This is a genomic window from Halorussus halobius, from assembly GCF_004765805.1.
Lineage (GTDB): Archaea > Halobacteriota > Halobacteria > Halobacteriales > Haladaptataceae > Halorussus > Halorussus halobius.
Genome location: NZ_SBIU01000003.1, coordinates 266,986 through 281,872 on the forward strand (window position 1 = coordinate 266,986; position 14,887 = coordinate 281,872).

Here is a 14,887-nt window from a genome sequence, read left to right on the forward strand (position 1 = left end):
AAGGAGAAAATATTAAGCACCAGCATTCCATAGGTCGAGTCACATGACAGAGCGCGTCGCGACGACGGTGGGAGTGTTCCCGCTTCCGGACTGGGCGAAGTCGGACCTCGCGGACCTCAAGGGCCACCAAAAGCACGACCTCGTCGACGGCGACGAGGGCGAGGCAATCACCGGGGCCTACGAGGAGGCCCGCGCGGAGGTCCTCGACCGACAGGTCGACGCGGGGCTTGACCGCGTGGTCGAGGGTCAACTCCGGTGGGACGACATGCTTGCCCACCCGCTGGCCGTCCACGACGCCGTCGAGACCCGGGGTATCGTCCGCTACTACGACAACAACAACTTCTACCGCGAGCCCGTGGTGACCGACGAACTCGGGTTCGACGGTGACGTCGCGCGCGAACTCGACGCTGCGGCCGACCGCGGAGACCTGCAGGCCGTCGTTCCCGGTCCGTACTCGCTCGCGGACCTCGCCACCGACGAGTTCTACGGCGACGACGCCGACTTCCTCGACGCGGTCGCCGACTTCCTCGCGAGCGAAGTAGAAGCGTTCCCCGAGGTGGAGACGCTGTTCGTGCTCGAACCCTCGCTGGTCGAGAACCCGCCCGTAGAGGGTGAAGACGAACGGGCCAGCGAGGCGGTCGACGCGGTTGCGAACGCCGCCGGGCCCGGGACCGACGTGGTGGTCCACACCTACTGGGGCGCGCTCGACGAGAGGGTCCACGCCCATCTGCTCGACGCCGACGTCGACGCACTGGGCTACGACTTCGTGGCGAACCACGAGGACAACCTCTACAACATCAACGAGTACGGCACCAAGGAGTCCATCGCGGCCGGGGTCGTCGACGGCCAGAACACGCTGGTCGAGGACGCCGAGCAGATCGCCGAGCGCGCCGACTGGCTGGAAGAGAACACGCCCGCTGCCGACTTCGAGACCGTCTACCTGACGCCGAACACCGAACTGTTCTACCTGCCGTACTCGACGTTCGAGGAGAAACTCGCCGCGCTGGGCGAGGCGACCGACATCGCGGAGGTGACGGCATGACCTCGAACCGCGAGCAGTTCCGTCCCGAAGGACATCCCAACGACCACTTCCTGTTGACGACCGTCGTCGGTTCGTACCCCAAACCGAAGTGGGTCGACCGGGCCCGCGACCTCTACGAGGACGACGAGGCGGATTTCGACGCGGACGCGTGGCAGGAGGCCAAAGACGACGCGGCCCGACTCATCACCGACGAACACGAGCGCGCCGGCCTCGACGTGGTGGTCGACGGCGAGATGCGCCGCAACGAGATGGTCGAGTACTTCGCCCACCGCATCGGGGGCTACGAGTTCAACGGGCCCGTGAAGGTGTGGGGCCACAACACCTTCGACAAGCCGTCGGTCGTCTCGGACGTGACCTACGACGAGACGTGGCTGGTCGACGAGTACGAGTTCACCGCGAGCGTCGCCGACCGCCCGGTGAAGGTGCCCATCACGGGGCCGTACACCCTCGCGAACTGGAGCTTCAACGAGGCGTACGACGACACCGAGGCGCTGGCCCGCGACCTCGCGGACCTCGTGAACACGGAGGTCGAGAAGCTGGTCGAGGCGGGCGCGCGCTACGTCCAGATCGACGAGCCCGCGCTGGCGACGACGCCCGACGACCACGCCATCGTCGGCGACTGCCTCGAACGCATCGCCGCGGACATCCCCGACGACGTGCGAATCGGGCTACACGTCTGTTACGGCGACTACTCGCGCATCTACCCGGAGATTCTGGAGTTCCCGGTCGACGAGTTCGACCTCGAACTCGCCAACGGCGACTACGACCAACTCGACGTGTTCCGGGAGCCGGAGTTCACCGCCGACCTCGCGCTCGGGGTCGTCGACGCTCACGACGCCGACGTGGAATCGGTCGAGCGGATAAAGCGCAACATCCGGAAGGGACTCGAGGTGGTGCCGCCCGAGCAGTTGACGGTCAGTCCGGACTGTGGCGTCAAGCTCCTCCCGCGCGAGGTGGCCTACGAGAAGATGGCGAACCTCGTGCGTGCCGCGCGGGAGGTCGAGCAGGCGCTCGACGCCGGTGAGATAGACGTCGACCGGTCGGCTGCGACCGCCGACGACTGACCGACCGGCTGTGACCGGTGATGGCGCTCGGAGGGGCTGACAGGCGGCGCGCGTGGCGGTCGAGGCGTCTCGCGGCGGTGCCGTTCGGCCCCGCCTCACGGGGCGACTCGCATCCGGAACGTCGCGCGCCGCGCGACCGCGAACGCGTCCCGGCCCGGCTCAGGTCACGACCCGACTTGGCCGCGCTTTCGTACTTGAAGTTTTGTGACGGCGAGCGAGCGTCGCGTACCGGTGGTCACCCGCGCTCTACACGCCCCGAACGCGGACAGTCCCGTGAGAATTGCAGGACCCAACGCGGTCGACTGGCCCGTGACCTAAAACCGCCGTTGCAGGGCGCGCGAGTTTGCTGGATACCCGCTGTCCGGTGTCGGAACGCACGCGAACGGCTCTGCTAGCGGAGGCCCCGCGCGCCGGCCGCGGACGGCATCGGGAGACGAAAATATTCCAGTACCACATCAATCAATAAAGTTTACGTGCCTTTATTTTATACGGTATTTGTATGCCATCAGGTACGGAGAGGAACGGTGCGACCGACGGTTTCGGTGGGGCGTCGACCCGACAGCAACGAGGCGAAACGGAGGGGTGCAAATAGATGCAACCCGTCCGACTCTCGGTGTTTCTCGACTACAAGTGTAACTTCGCCTGCGACCACTGTAGCGTCGGGAGCAGTCCCGAGACCGAATTCGAGATGGAAGAGGACTTCCTGGATTCGGTCTTCGAGCAGTTGGACGACGTCGACTCGCTCCAACAGGTCGTGTTCACCGGCGGCGAGGTGACCCTCCACAAGGAGCGACTGCTCGAGTCCATCGAGCGCGCTTCCGAGAAGGGGTATCTGACTCGGATCGTGTCGAACGGCTGGTGGGCCCACGACATGGCGAGCGCCCGCGAGATGGTCGACGAACTGGTCGAGGCCGGTCTCGACGAGTTGAACACGAGCTACGACGACTTCCACACGGACTACATGGCGGTCGAGAACATCGTGAACCTCGTGGAAGCGAGCGTCGAGCGCGACATGACGGTCGCGGTCGCGTGCGTCGTCGGGGACGAAGACCCGGAGTACGACCGCGAGCGAATCGAGTCGCTCGTCGACGAACGACTCGACACGCCCGTCGAACAGCGCCGCGACGTGACGCTCATCGAGGACGTCGCCGCGCCGCTCGGGTCGGGGGCGCAACTCGACACCGCGAACGTGGCCGCAATCAACGAGATCGACCGAGGATGTACCGACGTGATGAACACCCTGTCGGTCCACCCGGACGGGACCGTCAAGTCCTGTTGTGGCCACGCGATGTTCTACTATCCCGACCTCACCATGGGAAGCCTCCACGAGGAACCGCTGGCCGACATCGTCGAGCGCGGTAAGGGGAACCTCATCTACTGGCTCATCCACGAGGTCGGCCCGGTCGAACTCATCGACCGACTCGATGTCGACAACGACACGGATTACGCCAACATCTGCCACGCCTGTGGCGACCTGCTCGGCGCACACCGCGAAGACCTCTTCGAGTACATCCGGGAGAATCAGGAAGAACTCGTCCGCGACGACATCCTGCTCAACGACGCCGTACAAAAACGGGTCGGGTCACTGATGGAGAACCGTGAAGAGGTGTTGAACCATCTCGCGGAGGTCCGCGAAACCGACAGCGAGGACACGGAGTTCCTCTCCGCGTAGGCCCGAACCGATTACTGATTCACGGTGGTACTGTGCCGTCAACAGGTGTCTAGCGAATTATATTTTATCAATATCTCATAAAAATTTATATGCCCGGGCGAAGAGAGGTGTCGTATGGCAGACGCCGTTCAAGCCGCTGCACGAATCGATCACACGGACAGTGCCGCGTATCAAGACAGCGAGTTCAACACTGACCTCGACGTCGAGACGGTACAGACGATCAACGCGCAGGCGTATCTCGACGCCGAACCCACCGAGGACCACCTCGAGGAGATCGAGTTCGACCAGGTCGTGACCGACGAGGACATCGAGTCGATGAGGTCACTGGAGTTCGACGCCGACGACTTCGACGTCGATGTCCTAGACGACACAGAGGAACTCGAATCCGCCGCTGCCGACTGCGAATTCACCGCCGACGAACTCCAGATGCTGACCGAGCTTCGCTCGGCGTTCCGTCAAGCCGACCGGGACGAAATCAACCTCGCCGACGAAGGATTCGGACAGCAGGCGATGATCTGCACCTTCACGGTGTGTACGGTCCACGCGACCGTCGTCGTTGAAGTTCAAGTCAGCATAAGCGGTGTCTGAGGAGTCACAACGTTCGACTTTTCCCGCGAACGAAAAGTGAAACTGCGTCGCTACGCTACTCGTAGAGCCACTGCTCGTCGACGCGCTCGTAGTCGACCAGTTCCGCCTCGTCGAAGAACAGGTCGATCTCGCGCTCGTTGGCGCCCTCGTCCTCGTGGTCGGAGCCGTGGATGACGTTCCGGCCGAGGTCGAGGCCGTAGTCGCCCCGGATGGTGCCGGGCGCGGACTCGGCGGGGTCGGTCTCGCCCATCATCTTGCGGACCTGCCGGGTCGCGTCCTGACCCTCCCACACCATGGCGAAGACCGGGCCGGAGGTGATGAACTCGACGAGCCCCTCGAAGAAGGGCTTGCCCTCGTGTTCGCCGTAGTGGTCGTGGGCGAGTTCCTCGTCCATCTGCATGAACTTGCCGGCGACCATCTTGAGGCCGCGCTCCTCCAGTCGGCCGACGATTTCGCCGATGAGGCCGCGCTGGACCCCGTCGGGCTTGACCATCACGAAGGTACGCTCGGTCTCGCTCATCGCTCGCCCTCCTCACTGCCTCCTTCCTCGGTCCACTCGAGGTCGCGCGGTTCGCGGTCGAGGTCGGCGTTCTTCTCGCACTTGGCCGAGCAGAAGTGGACCGTGCTACCGTCGGTGCGGACGTACATCGTGCCGGTGCCGGGCTCGATGTCCGACCCGCAAAAGTCACACGCTCTGGTCTGGGGCATCGGTCACTGACCTCCGATGGAGTCGGCTTCGCGGGCTGTCTCGCGCAGTTGCAACACGTCGCCCTCGCGGACGGGGCCGAGGCAGTTCCGCGTGATGATGCGGCCCTGGTTCTCGCCCTCGCGGATGCGGCACTTGACCTGCATGGCCTCGCCGTGCATCCCCGTCTTGCCGACGATCTCGATCACTTCGGCGGGCGTGGAGCCTCCTTCTTCGGATTCCTCTGCGCTCATGACTGGACCACCTTATCGAAGTTCCTCGACCTTGTCGGCGACGTCCTCGACGTCGTCCTCGGCCTCGCCGGCGTCGGTGACGGCGGCGGCGGCGCTTCCGACTTCGAGGCCGGCGGCGTGGCCGATGTCGTCCTGGGTCTCGACGAAGACGAAGGGGATGCCCTTCTCGTCGGCCAGCTCGGGGAGGTGCATCACGATCTCCTCGGGCTGGACGTCCTCGGCGATGTAGACGAGGTCGGCGTTGCCGCGCTCGACGGCCTTGGTCGTCTCGTTGGTTCCTTTCTTCACGGTTCCGGTGTCTCGGGCGACCTCGAGCGCCTCGACGGCGCGGTCCTGAAGGTCGGCTGGGACGTCGAAGTTTACGTACACTGGCATAGGTTGTTCACCTCCCCGCGCGTCGGCTCAGGCTCCCCTGCCGGTCGAATCCTGTGCGGCTAGGAGCATCATCAACCGCGCGCAGGTCGTACCCTTGGGTAGTTCGTCACCCCTTAAAAGCGCTTTCAAATGCTACGACGGCGTGGGAACCGGAGACACGGGCAGGGCGGTGGGACGAAACGACGAAGGACGCGGGGGTCGTCTCACCGCTCGTCATGACGGTAGTCGCGCTCCTGAGCGTCGCACCGGTAATCGAAGACAGCATGGCCGACGAAGTGGCGAACGCGGTCGCCGCCCTGGACGACTTCGACGTCTCGTACGAGACTAATCCGATGGGGACGGTGATCGAGGCCGACTCGACCGAGGAGCTGTTCGCGGCGGCCCGTGCCGCTCACGAGGCGGTCGACGGCGACCGCGTGAGCACGTTCCTCAAGATAGACGACAAGCGTGCGCGCGAGCAACGCGCACGCGAGAAGGTCGACGCGGTCGAGGAGTCGCTGGGCCGGCCGGCCAAGCGAGAGCGCTAGTCCCGCTCGTCGTCGCCGAACGCGCCCGCCGCCGCGAGGTCGTCGATTTCGGCCGCCGAGTAACCGAACTCCCGCAACACGTCGCGGTTGTGCTCGCCGAGTCGCGGCGGCGGCGACCGGAAGCCGCTCTCGGCCTCGCGGAACTGCAGGGGATGCTCGACGACGGGAATCGTGCCGCGCTCGTCGCCGGCGTCGAGTTCGGTCACGCTGCCGCGGGCCTCGACCTGCGGGTTCGAGAGCGCGTCCTCGACCTCGTACACCGGGCCGGCGGGGACGCCCGCGTCCTCGACTAAAATCGCCATCCACTCGTCGGTCGTCTTCCCCGCGAGTTCGGCCTCGATTTCGGCTTCGAGGTCGTCCATGTGTTCGACCCGGTCGGCGTTGGTCTCGTATCGCGGGTCCTCGGGGAGGTCGGGGCGTCCGATGGCCCCGCAGAACGCCCGCCAGAGCTTCTGGTTGAGACAGGCCACGTTGAGGTAGCCGTCCGCGGTCTCGTAGGTCTGGTACGGCGCGAGTACGGGGTCTTTGGTGCCCATGCGCTCGGGGCGCTCGCCCGCGAACACCCTGCCGGCCTGCTTGGTCAGCCACGGCAGCGCGGCGTCCAACATCCCGAGGTCGATGTACTCGCCCGCGCCGGTCCGCTCGCGCTCGTAGAGGGCGTTCACGATGCCGAAGGCGGCCCACATTCCCGTGATGAGGTCGGTCTGGGGAAGCCCGACTTTGACCGGGCGACCGTCGGCCTCGCCCGTCACGCTCATGATGCCGCTCATCCCCTGGACGAGCAGGTCGTAGCCCGGCCGCTCGCGCCACGGGCCGGTCTGGCCGAACGCCGAGATGGCGCAGTAGATGATTTCCTCGTTGCACTCGCGGATGGTCCCGTCGTCGACGCCCAGCGTCTCGGCGGTGCCGGGCCGGTAGTTCTGGACGAACACGTCGGCCTCCTCGGCGAGGTAGTACAGCGCCTCGCGGCCCGCCTCGGTGGTCAAATCGAGTTCGACCGAGCGCTTGTCGTAGTTGACCGTCCAGAAGTACGGCGACTCGCCGTCGACGAACGGCGGTCCGGCGTGGCGGTTGTCGTCGCCGACGCCCGGCCGCTCGACCTTCACGACGTCCGCGCCCTGATTCGCCAGCATCAGCGTGCAGAACCCGCCGGTGACGAACGTGGTGAGGTCCAGCACGGTCACGTCCGAGAGGATGCGCTCGTCGGTCATGGTGGCACGGAGAACTCTCGGACTACTATTTGTTCCGCCTCAAGAGGGAACCTTCTCGGCGCACTCGCGGAAACAGCACCTCGACGCGCTCGCTGCGACTGCACTTCGGCACGCCCACTGCAACACCATCTCTACAGGCCCACTGAGACAGCATCCCGGTGCGCTCACTGCAACGACACTCCGGCGCGCGCTGGCGTGACCCGTCAGTGGTCACGCCAACGCGTGCGAGGGAGGCGAGCGCGTTCAGGCGCTCGCCGAGGCTGGGGAGGCGTGAGGCTCGCGGTCGCGGTGCGGTTGCGGTTCTCATCGGTCGAGGCAGTAGCTAGCTTCTTTCTCGCTCTATCCGTTTTCGGGCGTGTCAAGCTAGCTACTGCCTCGACCGATGTGAAACCGCACCGCAACCGCACAGCACGGCACCTCGTCCTCCCCAACCGCTTGCGGTCCTCGCGTTGCTGCGGTCCTCAGCCACCGGCGGACAAACCGCGTCCGCCGAGCAGTCCGTCGCTTCGCTCCCGACGACCTCGCACGAGGTGGCGCGCTCACAAGAGAGCGCGCCAGCGCGCGCCGACCGCAATCGGATGTGAAGACCAGCGTACACTCCGGTCCTCCATCCTCGCGCCGACTGATAAACGGTTTACCGCCCGACGCCCAACCCCTCGGCATGGACAGTCTCAATCGGAACGCGCTCGAACTCGCGGACGAGGCGCTGGACTTCGCCGAGGAACTCGACGTGGGCGCGCGCGAGTTGGACACCGGTGCCACCGTCATCGACTTCGGCCACGAGTTCGACGGCGGGGTCGAGGCCGGACTCCTGCTGGCCGAGATGCAGACCGCCGGCCTCGCCACCGTCCAGTCCCGGATGGGCGAGGTCGCGGGCACGCCCCGCCAGCAGGTCGAGTTGACCACCGACCACCCCGCGCTGGCGCTGCTGTGCTCCCAGAAGTCGAGTTGGGAGGTCAGCACCGACGACTTCGAGGGACTGGGGAGCGGTCCCGCCCGCGCGCTCGTCGCCGAGGAAGACGAGTTCGCCCGCGTGGGCTACGAGGACGTCTCGGAGTTCGCGGTGCTGGCGGTCGAGAGCGACGACTACCCCACCGACGCGGTCGCCGAGCAGGTCGCCGACCTCGCTGGCGTCGAACCGTCCAGCGTCTTCCTGCTGGCGGTGCCGACCGCCAGCGTCGCGGGAAGCGTGAGCGTGGCCGCCCGCGCGGCCGAGATGGCGACGTTCCGGCTCGCGGAACTGGGCTACGACCCGCTGGACGTGGTGAGCGTGTCGGGCACGGCACCGGTCGCACCCGTGGCCGGCGACGAGGAGACCGCCATCGCGCGGACCAACGACGCGCTGGCCTACGGCGGGCGAGTCCACCTCACGGTCCGCGAGGAGTTCGACCGCTTCGGCGAAATCGTCTCGACCGCCAACGACGAGTACGGCACCCACTTCGCCGAGATATTCGAATCGGTCGACTGGGACTTCTACGAGGTCGACGAGAGCGTGTTCGCGCCCGCGCAAGCGACGATAGACGTCGTCGGCGGCGACACCCACGTCGTGGGCGAGTGCGACGAGGACCTGCTCGCCGAGAGCTTCGGGCGATGAAGTTCAAACTGGTCCCCGAACCGCCCGCGGACCTCGACTTCGTGGCCGACGCCCAGCGCGCGGTCCCGCTCGTGCCGGGCACCGAGGACGACTGCTGTGCCCGCATGCTCGACCGGACCGACCTGACGAGCCGCGACCAGGCCCGGACGTGGCTGACCTTCCTCCGCGCGCTGGGGCTGGCCGAGGAGACGACCTCGGGGTTCGCGCGGACTCGCCGCGACCCCGACCCCGAGTTTCTGCGCGAGCGGTTCCGCGAACACGTGTTCGGCGTGCCGGCGCTGGTGGAGGTTCTGAACGGGGCGGCGGAACCGATTTCCGTCCACGCGGCGTTCGAGGCGTTCCGCGACGAGGTGCCGACGTGGGAGCATCACAAGAATCCGAACTCGTGGGAGGAAATCTGGCGCGAGCGCGTGGAGAATCTGTTGGAGTGGGCGGTGCTGTTGGGGTTGGTGGCGGAAGCCGACGGGAAGTACGCGGTCGAACAATTTGAGTAATCCTGTGGAATCGTTTCGATACATCTGTTCGGCAGCTTGTCGTATCCCTCGGTAGCCCCCTGATAACCTGAAGAAGTTTGGCAAATTTGTTATTATTACTGACTATACCCTAACTGTTTTTGCCGATAGAGAGTCAGTTACGAGCGTGGCCGACGAGTGGACCGACAAGCGACGGGAAACCACGTACACCGAAGCACGGGCGGTCATCGACGCGCAGAACGCCACGATGACTGATATCGATGACAAGGCGATGCGGACCGTCCGGTTGAACGCTGTTCTGCTCGGGTTGCTGGTAACGGGGCTTCAACTCGCACCGGATATGTTCCACGACGCCATGCTCATGGCAGGGTTCGGACTGCTCGTCGGCTCGACGGTATTCGGCGTCATCACCTACAACGAATCGAATCTCTACGTGGGCCCGCAAGGTGATTACATCGAAGACCTCGCCGAGGACGACTTTTCCGATTCGCCGTGGGAGGAAGACTTGCTAAAAACGATGGCAGGAATGATCGCCGAGAATTACGACGACATACGGCGCAACTCGCGCTGGTTGACTGCTACGCAGGCCACGTTGGTCCTCGGTATCGGCACGGCCGTCGTAGCCGTAGTTATTTAACGCTAAAAGGCGTACGTTCGGATATGAGTGCCGAGAGCCGGAAGAAAGCCGAAGAAAACGGGCAGAAGAGCGGGAAGGGTTCGGAGCTCGTCTCCAAAGCCATCGAGAAGGTTACCGGCGGTGACGGGGACAGCGAAGACTAACAGGCTCCGATTCTGAACCGATAGTCGCTCACCGAATCTTCCGCACGTTGCTGATGTCGAACCTACAGCCGTGGACCTCCGTCATCTTTCGACGCCGAGGTATCCAGCTGCTTCCCGTGCGATTTTGGCTGTCGTCGGTTCAACTAAACGGCCTTCTTCGCCATAGATGTCGGCGTGGCGGATGGGGACGACGGTCCATGGGTTGACGTAGCTCTCTCGTGGAAGCCCACCACTTTCGAAGTCGGCACGAGCGAGCGGGATGGCAACCCCACGCCGGGTCGTCGTGACTGCGGCGTAAAGTGCCTCCTCATCACTGAACGGATGGGCGTCGTCACTTAGACAGACGTATGGCCGATAGTCGTGGTCGGCGAGCAAATCCGGGCCCTTCACGACGGCCCCTCGTTCGTACGTCATCGATTACTCCTCGTCGTAGTAATCGTCGTTCGTGGATGCTGAACTGGCCTGCGTCTGGGCCGCGTACGAGGCGAGGTGGTCGTCCTCGCCGATGGCCCAGTATCGACCGCGATGGCGGACGAGACCCCGGTCTTCGAGACGTGACAGCACCGCGCCGACGCTCCCTCGCTTGATACTGGTCGCCTCGTGAATCTCGGTCTGGGTGAACGCCTGCTGGTCGTTCTCGGCGAGGAACTGGATCACGCGGTAGGCGTTGGTTCCCTCTTGGAGGTCGAGGATTTCGGGCGGGCCCTCGTCGAACTGGTCGATTCTGATCGGCATGTGTAATAGACTGTAATAGAGTGTAATAAGTGCAACGCACGGCGTAACATCCTGTAACGGATTCTGCGTCGAGAAACCCGAGACGAGCTACAATCCCATCACCGAATCTTCCGCACGTTGCTGATGTCGAACCCGCCCTCGTGAATCTCGGTCTCGAACCGGATGATGTCCTCGGCCTCCAGTCGGGACAGCACGCCCCGGAAGTCCCGGACGAACATGATGCGGTCGCGCTCGTTGCCGCCGGTCTCCCACTCGAAGGCGATGGTGCCGTCGGCCGCGCCCATCAGGCTCCCCATGTGCTCGTCGGTCATCGCCTCCTGGTTGACCAGCACGAGGATGAGGCCGTCCCACGCCCGCGAGGCCTTCTGGAGGCCCTTGACGAGCAGACTGATGTCGCTCCAGTCGAGATGCTCGTTGGGCGCGCGGGCGAGGTCGGTCAGCGAGTCGATGACGACCAGGTTGCCCGGCGCGTGCCGGCTGAGGTACTCGCCGAGCGCCTCGAGCACGTCCCGGCGGTCGCTTCCCTTCCCGAGGTCGGTGATGGACTGGGTTCGGTGGGTGTACCACTCGCGGGGAATCGCCGACAACTGGAAGTACTCCTGGCTGAAGTCGGCGAAGTCGACGGCTTCGACTCCCGAACGAACGATGTCCTCGCTCATCGCGAACTCTATCTCGCGGCGGAGTTCGTCGCCGTTGGCGGTGAACGAGACGTAGTGTATCTCCTCCGGCACGGACGCGCGGTCGGACACCTCGCCGTAGTGGAGTTCGAACTTGTCGCTGTCGCCGTGGGCCAGTCCGTTGACGGTCGCGGCGGTGTAGCAGAACTCGCGCGCGCCGGCCCCGGCCTCGCCCGCGAGCAACACCACGCTGCCCGGCGGCGCGCCGCCGCCGACGATGTCGTCGAGTCGGGAGACGCCGAACGGAACTCGGTCCATGCGCTTCTCCCTAGGAGCGTCGCAATCGGGGTGCTTGGGTCTTTCGTCTACGGGGACCCACCGCCCGCGCCGAGACGCCGACGTTTAGGGGGTCGGGGCCCCGAGGGGAGCGTATGATAGGGAAACTCGACCCCGCGGCGCTCGCGGACGTGCTCGAACGGACGGGCGCACACGACGACGACGTGCTGATGGGCCCCGAGTACGGCGAGGACGCGGCGGCGATGCGGGTCGGCGACCAGTTGCTCGTCGCCAGTTCCGACCCCCTGTCGCTGGCGCGCGAGCGCCTCGGCACGCTCGCGGTCCACGTCGCGTGCAACGACGTGGCGGCCTCGGGGGCCGACCCCCGGTGGCTCACGAACGTCGTGTTCCTGCCCGACGACGACCCGGAGACGCGGGACGTACTGACCCGCCAGATGGACGAGGCGGCCGAGTCGCTGGGCGTCGCCATCGTCGGCGGCCACTCCGAGTACACGCCCGCGCTGGACCGTCCGATGGTGTCGCTGACCGCGATGGGGCTGGCCGACGAGTACGTCCCGACCGGCGGGGCCGAACCCGGCGACCGCGTGCTGCTCACCAAGGGTGCGGGAATCGAGGGCACCGCGATTCTGGCCACCGACTTTCGAGCGGAGGTCGAGCTACCCACGGAGCTGTTCGACCGCGCCGAGTCGTTCTTCGAGGAGATAAGCGTCGTCCCCGACGCCACAGCCGTCCGCGAGTACGCGACTGCCATGCACGACCCGACCGAGGGCGGGCTGGTGAACGGCCTCGTCGAAGTGGCGGTCGCCTCGGGGGTCCGACTCGACGTCGACCAGAGCGCGATTCCGGTCCGGGACGAGACAGCCGCGCTCTGTGACGCGATGGGCGTCGACCCGCTCCGCATCTTCGGGTCGGGCGCACTGGTGGCTACGGTCCCCAAGAGCGTCGCCGACGAGGCGCTCGACGCGCTGGACGCGGCTGGCGTCCCCGCGAGCGATATCGGAGTCGTCGCCGACGAGAGCGGGGACGCCGCCACCACGGCGGCTTCGACTCCGGGCGTCTCGATCGACGGCGAAGTCGTCGCCGACGCGGTCCGGGACGACCTCTACGACCTCTGGACGTAGCGCGGGCGGAGGCGGGACCGTCGGCGCGCCCCCACGAAAGAGGGAATGTTTACTCGATATAGAATAAATCTTTTTAGCGCTCGCGGTCCTACCCCCTCGCATGGACGCAATCGTCGTCCGACGGGGCGAGTCCTCGCCGGAAGTCGCCGAGCTACCCCGACCCGACCCCGAGCCGGGCGAGGTGCTGGTCCGGACGCTCCGGGTCGGCATCGACGGGACCGACCACGAGGTACTCGCGGGAAGTCACGGCGGCTTTCCGCCGGGCGAGGACTACCTCGTGCTCGGCCACGAGGCCGTCGGCGTGGTGGTTGACGCCGGCGACACCGGCTTCGAGGCGGGCGAGGTGGTCGCGCCGACCGTGCGCCGACCGCCCGAGTCGGGCTCCAACGAGTTCTTCGCGCGCGGCGAACCCGACATGGCACCGCCCGAGGCCTGCGTCGAGCGGGGCATCGACGGCGCGCACGGCTTCATGGCCGAGTACTTCACCAGCCCGGCCGAGTCGCTGGTCCGGGTGCCCGAGAGCCTCGCGGAGTGGGGCTTTCTGGTCGAACCGATCAGCATCACCGAGAAGGCACTCGAACACGCCGGGGCCTCGCGGTCGGCGTTCGACTGGACGCCCGAGTCGGCGCTCGTCCTCGGCAACGGGAGCCTCGGCCTGCTCACGCTCGCGATGCTCGACGCGCGGGGCTACGACCGTCTCTACTGTCTCGGTCGGCGCGACAGGCCGGACCCGACCATCGATATCGTCGAGGAACTGGCCGCGACCTACGTGGACTCCCGGCAGACGCCCGTGCCCGAGATTCCCGAGGCCCACGAGCCCACCGACCTCGTGTACGAGGCCACCGGCTACGCCAAACACGCCTTCGAGTGCGTCGAGGCGCTCGCACCCGGCGGGGTCGGAGCCCTGCTGGGCGTGCCCGACCCGTGGACGTTCGAGGTCGACGGCGGCCGCCTCCACGAGGAACTGGTGTTGAACAACAAGGCGCTGGTCGGCAGCGTCAACTCGAACGTCCGCCACTTCGAGGCCGCCGTCGAGACGCTCGGCGACCTGCCGGCGTGGTTCCGCGACGACCTCGTGACGGGGGTCCACGACGTCGACGAGTACGGGTCGGCGTTCGCGGCTGTCGACGACGAAACGGCAATAAAGACGGCGATACAATTCTCTCGGACATGAAGAACGTAGACGACCTCATCGAGAGCGCGGCCCAGTTGGCCGGACAGGGGCTGTCGAAGGGCGAGATCGCGGACGAACTCAACGTCTCGCGCGAGACCGCCAGCTGGCTGGTCGAGCGCAGCGGCGCGGGCGCGGACGCTCGCGCGCCGCCCAGACCCGAGCCCTCGGGCGGCCCCCACGACATCCACGTCGACTGGTCCGCCCTGGGCCGGGACAGCAGCCGGCTCTCGCACGTGGCGGCCGCGATGGCCGACCTGCTCGACAGGCAAAGCGAGACGGTCGACCTGACCATCGGCATCGAGAAGGCGGGCGCGCCTCTCGCGACGTCGGTCGCCCGGAAGCTCGACACCGACCTCGGGACCTACGCGCCGAGCAAACACCAGTGGGAGGAAGGCGACATCGACGACCTCGGGGGCACCTTCTCGCGCAACTTCGCCCAGATTCGCGACCGGGAGTGCTACGTGGTCGACGACACCATCACCAGCGGGACCACCATGACCGAGACCGTCGAGGCCATCCGCGAGGAGGGCGGCACGCCGATCGCGTGCTGCGTGCTGGTCGACAAGCAGGGCGTCGACGAGGTGGAGGGCGTCCCGGTCCACTCGCTCATCAACGTGGTCCGGGTGGGCGACGAGGACTGACGACGGAAGGCCGACGAGGAGTAACGCAACTTCTTTG

General features: G+C 66.1%; 19 protein-coding genes. 11 read left to right on the top strand and 8 right to left on the bottom strand.

Annotated features, from left to right (window positions below; all coding sequences use genetic code 11):
• The first annotated feature begins 43 nt into the window (after positions 1-43).
• The 4 genes from EPL03_RS08070 (at position 44) to EPL03_RS08085 (ending at position 4,366) form a co-directional block, all read left to right on the top strand.
• Positions 44-1,042: a 5-methyltetrahydropteroyltriglutamate--homocysteine methyltransferase gene (locus EPL03_RS08070; RefSeq protein WP_135828837.1), complete on the top strand. Its 999-nt coding sequence runs from the start codon at positions 44-46 to the stop codon at positions 1,040-1,042.
• On the top strand, positions 1,039-2,106 hold the full coding sequence (locus EPL03_RS08075) for a methionine synthase (protein ID WP_135828838.1): 1,068 nt from the start codon (positions 1,039-1,041) through the stop codon (positions 2,104-2,106). The genes EPL03_RS08070 and EPL03_RS08075 overlap by 4 nt, the downstream gene beginning before the upstream one ends.
• 592 nt (positions 2,107-2,698) lie before the next feature.
• Positions 2,699-3,778: a radical SAM/SPASM domain-containing protein gene (locus EPL03_RS08080; RefSeq protein WP_135828839.1), complete on the top strand. Its 1,080-nt coding sequence runs from the start codon at positions 2,699-2,701 to the stop codon at positions 3,776-3,778.
• A gap of 114 nt (positions 3,779-3,892) precedes the next feature.
• On the top strand, positions 3,893-4,366 hold the full coding sequence (locus EPL03_RS08085; protein ID WP_135828840.1) for a hypothetical protein: 474 nt from the start codon (positions 3,893-3,895) through the stop codon (positions 4,364-4,366).
• A 55-nt stretch (positions 4,367-4,421) separates the two neighbouring features.
• On the opposite strand, the gene ndk is transcribed toward EPL03_RS08085, so the two are convergent.
• From ndk to rpl7ae, 4 genes are read right to left on the bottom strand one after another with little or no spacing between them, the layout of a single operon-like run.
• A complete protein-coding gene (ndk, locus tag EPL03_RS08090; RefSeq protein ID WP_135828841.1) occupies positions 4,422-4,886 on the bottom strand; it encodes a nucleoside-diphosphate kinase in 465 nt (154 codons plus the stop codon).
• On the bottom strand, positions 4,883-5,074 hold the full coding sequence (locus tag EPL03_RS08095; RefSeq protein WP_135828842.1) for a 50S ribosomal protein L24e: 192 nt from the start codon (positions 5,072-5,074) through the stop codon (positions 4,883-4,885). Before EPL03_RS08095 ends, ndk begins: the two co-directional genes overlap by 4 nt.
• 3 nt (positions 5,075-5,077) lie before the next feature.
• Positions 5,078-5,305, bottom strand: a complete 228-nt coding sequence (locus EPL03_RS08100) for a 30S ribosomal protein S28e (RefSeq protein ID WP_135828843.1) — start codon at positions 5,303-5,305, stop codon at positions 5,078-5,080.
• A 12-nt stretch (positions 5,306-5,317) separates the two neighbouring features.
• Positions 5,318-5,680, bottom strand: coding sequence for a 50S ribosomal protein L7Ae (gene rpl7ae / locus EPL03_RS08105; protein WP_135828844.1), 363 nt, complete (start codon positions 5,678-5,680; stop codon positions 5,318-5,320).
• A 215-nt stretch (positions 5,681-5,895) separates the two neighbouring features.
• On the opposite strand from rpl7ae, the gene EPL03_RS08110 reads away from it, so the two are divergent.
• Positions 5,896-6,207 (top strand): MTH1187 family thiamine-binding protein, encoded by a 312-nt coding sequence (locus EPL03_RS08110; protein WP_135828845.1) that lies wholly within the window; start codon positions 5,896-5,898, stop codon positions 6,205-6,207.
• Here EPL03_RS08110 and EPL03_RS08115 read toward each other — a convergent pair.
• Positions 6,204-7,418, bottom strand: a complete 1,215-nt coding sequence (locus EPL03_RS08115) for a CaiB/BaiF CoA transferase family protein (protein ID WP_135828846.1) — start codon at positions 7,416-7,418, stop codon at positions 6,204-6,206. The genes EPL03_RS08110 and EPL03_RS08115 overlap by 4 nt on opposite strands.
• 661 nt (positions 7,419-8,079) lie before the next feature.
• Between EPL03_RS08115 and mch the strand changes: the two genes are divergently transcribed.
• From mch to EPL03_RS08130, 3 genes are all read left to right on the top strand, one after another.
• Positions 8,080-9,012, top strand: coding sequence for a methenyltetrahydromethanopterin cyclohydrolase (mch, locus tag EPL03_RS08120; protein ID WP_135828847.1), 933 nt, complete (start codon positions 8,080-8,082; stop codon positions 9,010-9,012).
• Entirely contained in the window at positions 9,009-9,506 is a 498-nt protein-coding gene (locus EPL03_RS08125) for a hypothetical protein (RefSeq protein ID WP_135828848.1), read from the top strand. Before mch ends, EPL03_RS08125 begins: the two co-directional genes overlap by 4 nt.
• 145 nt (positions 9,507-9,651) lie before the next feature.
• Positions 9,652-10,122, top strand: a complete 471-nt coding sequence (locus tag EPL03_RS08130; protein WP_210424938.1) for a hypothetical protein — start codon at positions 9,652-9,654, stop codon at positions 10,120-10,122.
• Between the two features lie 224 nt (positions 10,123-10,346).
• Here the strand turns inward: EPL03_RS08130 and EPL03_RS08135 are convergent, their stop codons facing one another.
• The 3 genes from EPL03_RS08135 to EPL03_RS08145 all read right to left on the bottom strand — a co-directional run bounded on the left by EPL03_RS08135 (position 10,347) and on the right by EPL03_RS08145 (position 11,935).
• The gene (locus EPL03_RS08135) at positions 10,347-10,679 is read right to left on the bottom strand and encodes a hypothetical protein (protein WP_135828849.1); all 333 of its coding nucleotides are present in this window, start codon (positions 10,677-10,679) and stop codon (positions 10,347-10,349) included.
• Positions 10,680-10,682: 3 nt separating this feature from the next.
• A complete protein-coding gene (locus EPL03_RS08140) occupies positions 10,683-11,000 on the bottom strand; it encodes a MarR family transcriptional regulator (protein ID WP_135828850.1) in 318 nt (105 codons plus the stop codon).
• A gap of 98 nt (positions 11,001-11,098) precedes the next feature.
• On the bottom strand, positions 11,099-11,935 hold the full coding sequence (locus tag EPL03_RS08145) for an RAD55 family ATPase (RefSeq protein ID WP_135828851.1): 837 nt from the start codon (positions 11,933-11,935) through the stop codon (positions 11,099-11,101).
• A 113-nt stretch (positions 11,936-12,048) separates the two neighbouring features.
• On the opposite strand from EPL03_RS08145, the gene EPL03_RS08150 reads away from it, so the two are divergent.
• The 3 genes from EPL03_RS08150 (at position 12,049) to gfcR (ending at position 14,850) form a co-directional block, all read left to right on the top strand.
• On the top strand, positions 12,049-13,035 hold the full coding sequence (locus EPL03_RS08150) for an AIR synthase family protein (protein ID WP_135828852.1): 987 nt from the start codon (positions 12,049-12,051) through the stop codon (positions 13,033-13,035).
• Between the two features lie 100 nt (positions 13,036-13,135).
• The gene (locus EPL03_RS08155) at positions 13,136-14,209 is read left to right on the top strand and encodes a glucose 1-dehydrogenase (RefSeq protein WP_135828853.1); all 1,074 of its coding nucleotides are present in this window, start codon (positions 13,136-13,138) and stop codon (positions 14,207-14,209) included.
• Positions 14,206-14,850, top strand: a complete 645-nt coding sequence (gfcR, locus tag EPL03_RS08160) for a transcriptional regulator GfcR (RefSeq protein WP_135828854.1) — start codon at positions 14,206-14,208, stop codon at positions 14,848-14,850. Before EPL03_RS08155 ends, gfcR begins: the two co-directional genes overlap by 4 nt.
• The last annotated feature ends 37 nt before the right edge of the window (positions 14,851-14,887 follow it).

Excerpts from the sequence above, each read along its gene's own strand:
- EPL03_RS08070 (WP_135828837.1), top strand. The coding sequence starts at position 44 with ATGACAGAGCGCGTCGCGACGACGGTGGGAGTGTTCCCGCTTCCGGAC.
- EPL03_RS08075 (WP_135828838.1), top strand. The coding sequence starts at position 1,039 with ATGACCTCGAACCGCGAGCAGTTCCGTCCCGAAGGACATCCCAACGAC.
- EPL03_RS08080 (WP_135828839.1), top strand. The coding sequence starts at position 2,699 with ATGCAACCCGTCCGACTCTCGGTGTTTCTCGACTACAAGTGTAACTTC.
- EPL03_RS08085 (WP_135828840.1), top strand. The coding sequence starts at position 3,893 with ATGGCAGACGCCGTTCAAGCCGCTGCACGAATCGATCACACGGACAGT.
- ndk (WP_135828841.1), bottom strand. The coding sequence starts at position 4,886 with ATGAGCGAGACCGAGCGTACCTTCGTGATGGTCAAGCCCGACGGGGTC.
- EPL03_RS08095 (WP_135828842.1), bottom strand. The coding sequence starts at position 5,074 with ATGCCCCAGACCAGAGCGTGTGACTTTTGCGGGTCGGACATCGAGCCC.
- EPL03_RS08100 (WP_135828843.1), bottom strand. The coding sequence starts at position 5,305 with ATGAGCGCAGAGGAATCCGAAGAAGGAGGCTCCACGCCCGCCGAAGTG.
- rpl7ae (WP_135828844.1), bottom strand. The coding sequence starts at position 5,680 with ATGCCAGTGTACGTAAACTTCGACGTCCCAGCCGACCTTCAGGACCGC.
- EPL03_RS08110 (WP_135828845.1), top strand. The coding sequence starts at position 5,896 with ATGACGGTAGTCGCGCTCCTGAGCGTCGCACCGGTAATCGAAGACAGC.
- EPL03_RS08115 (WP_135828846.1), bottom strand. The coding sequence starts at position 7,418 with ATGACCGACGAGCGCATCCTCTCGGACGTGACCGTGCTGGACCTCACC.
- mch (WP_135828847.1), top strand. The coding sequence starts at position 8,080 with ATGGACAGTCTCAATCGGAACGCGCTCGAACTCGCGGACGAGGCGCTG.
- EPL03_RS08125 (WP_135828848.1), top strand. The coding sequence starts at position 9,009 with ATGAAGTTCAAACTGGTCCCCGAACCGCCCGCGGACCTCGACTTCGTG.
- EPL03_RS08135 (WP_135828849.1), bottom strand. The coding sequence starts at position 10,679 with ATGACGTACGAACGAGGGGCCGTCGTGAAGGGCCCGGATTTGCTCGCC.
- EPL03_RS08140 (WP_135828850.1), bottom strand. The coding sequence starts at position 11,000 with ATGCCGATCAGAATCGACCAGTTCGACGAGGGCCCGCCCGAAATCCTC.
- EPL03_RS08145 (WP_135828851.1), bottom strand. The coding sequence starts at position 11,935 with ATGGACCGAGTTCCGTTCGGCGTCTCCCGACTCGACGACATCGTCGGC.
- EPL03_RS08150 (WP_135828852.1), top strand. The coding sequence starts at position 12,049 with ATGATAGGGAAACTCGACCCCGCGGCGCTCGCGGACGTGCTCGAACGG.
- EPL03_RS08155 (WP_135828853.1), top strand. The coding sequence starts at position 13,136 with ATGGACGCAATCGTCGTCCGACGGGGCGAGTCCTCGCCGGAAGTCGCC.
- gfcR (WP_135828854.1), top strand. The coding sequence starts at position 14,206 with ATGAAGAACGTAGACGACCTCATCGAGAGCGCGGCCCAGTTGGCCGGA.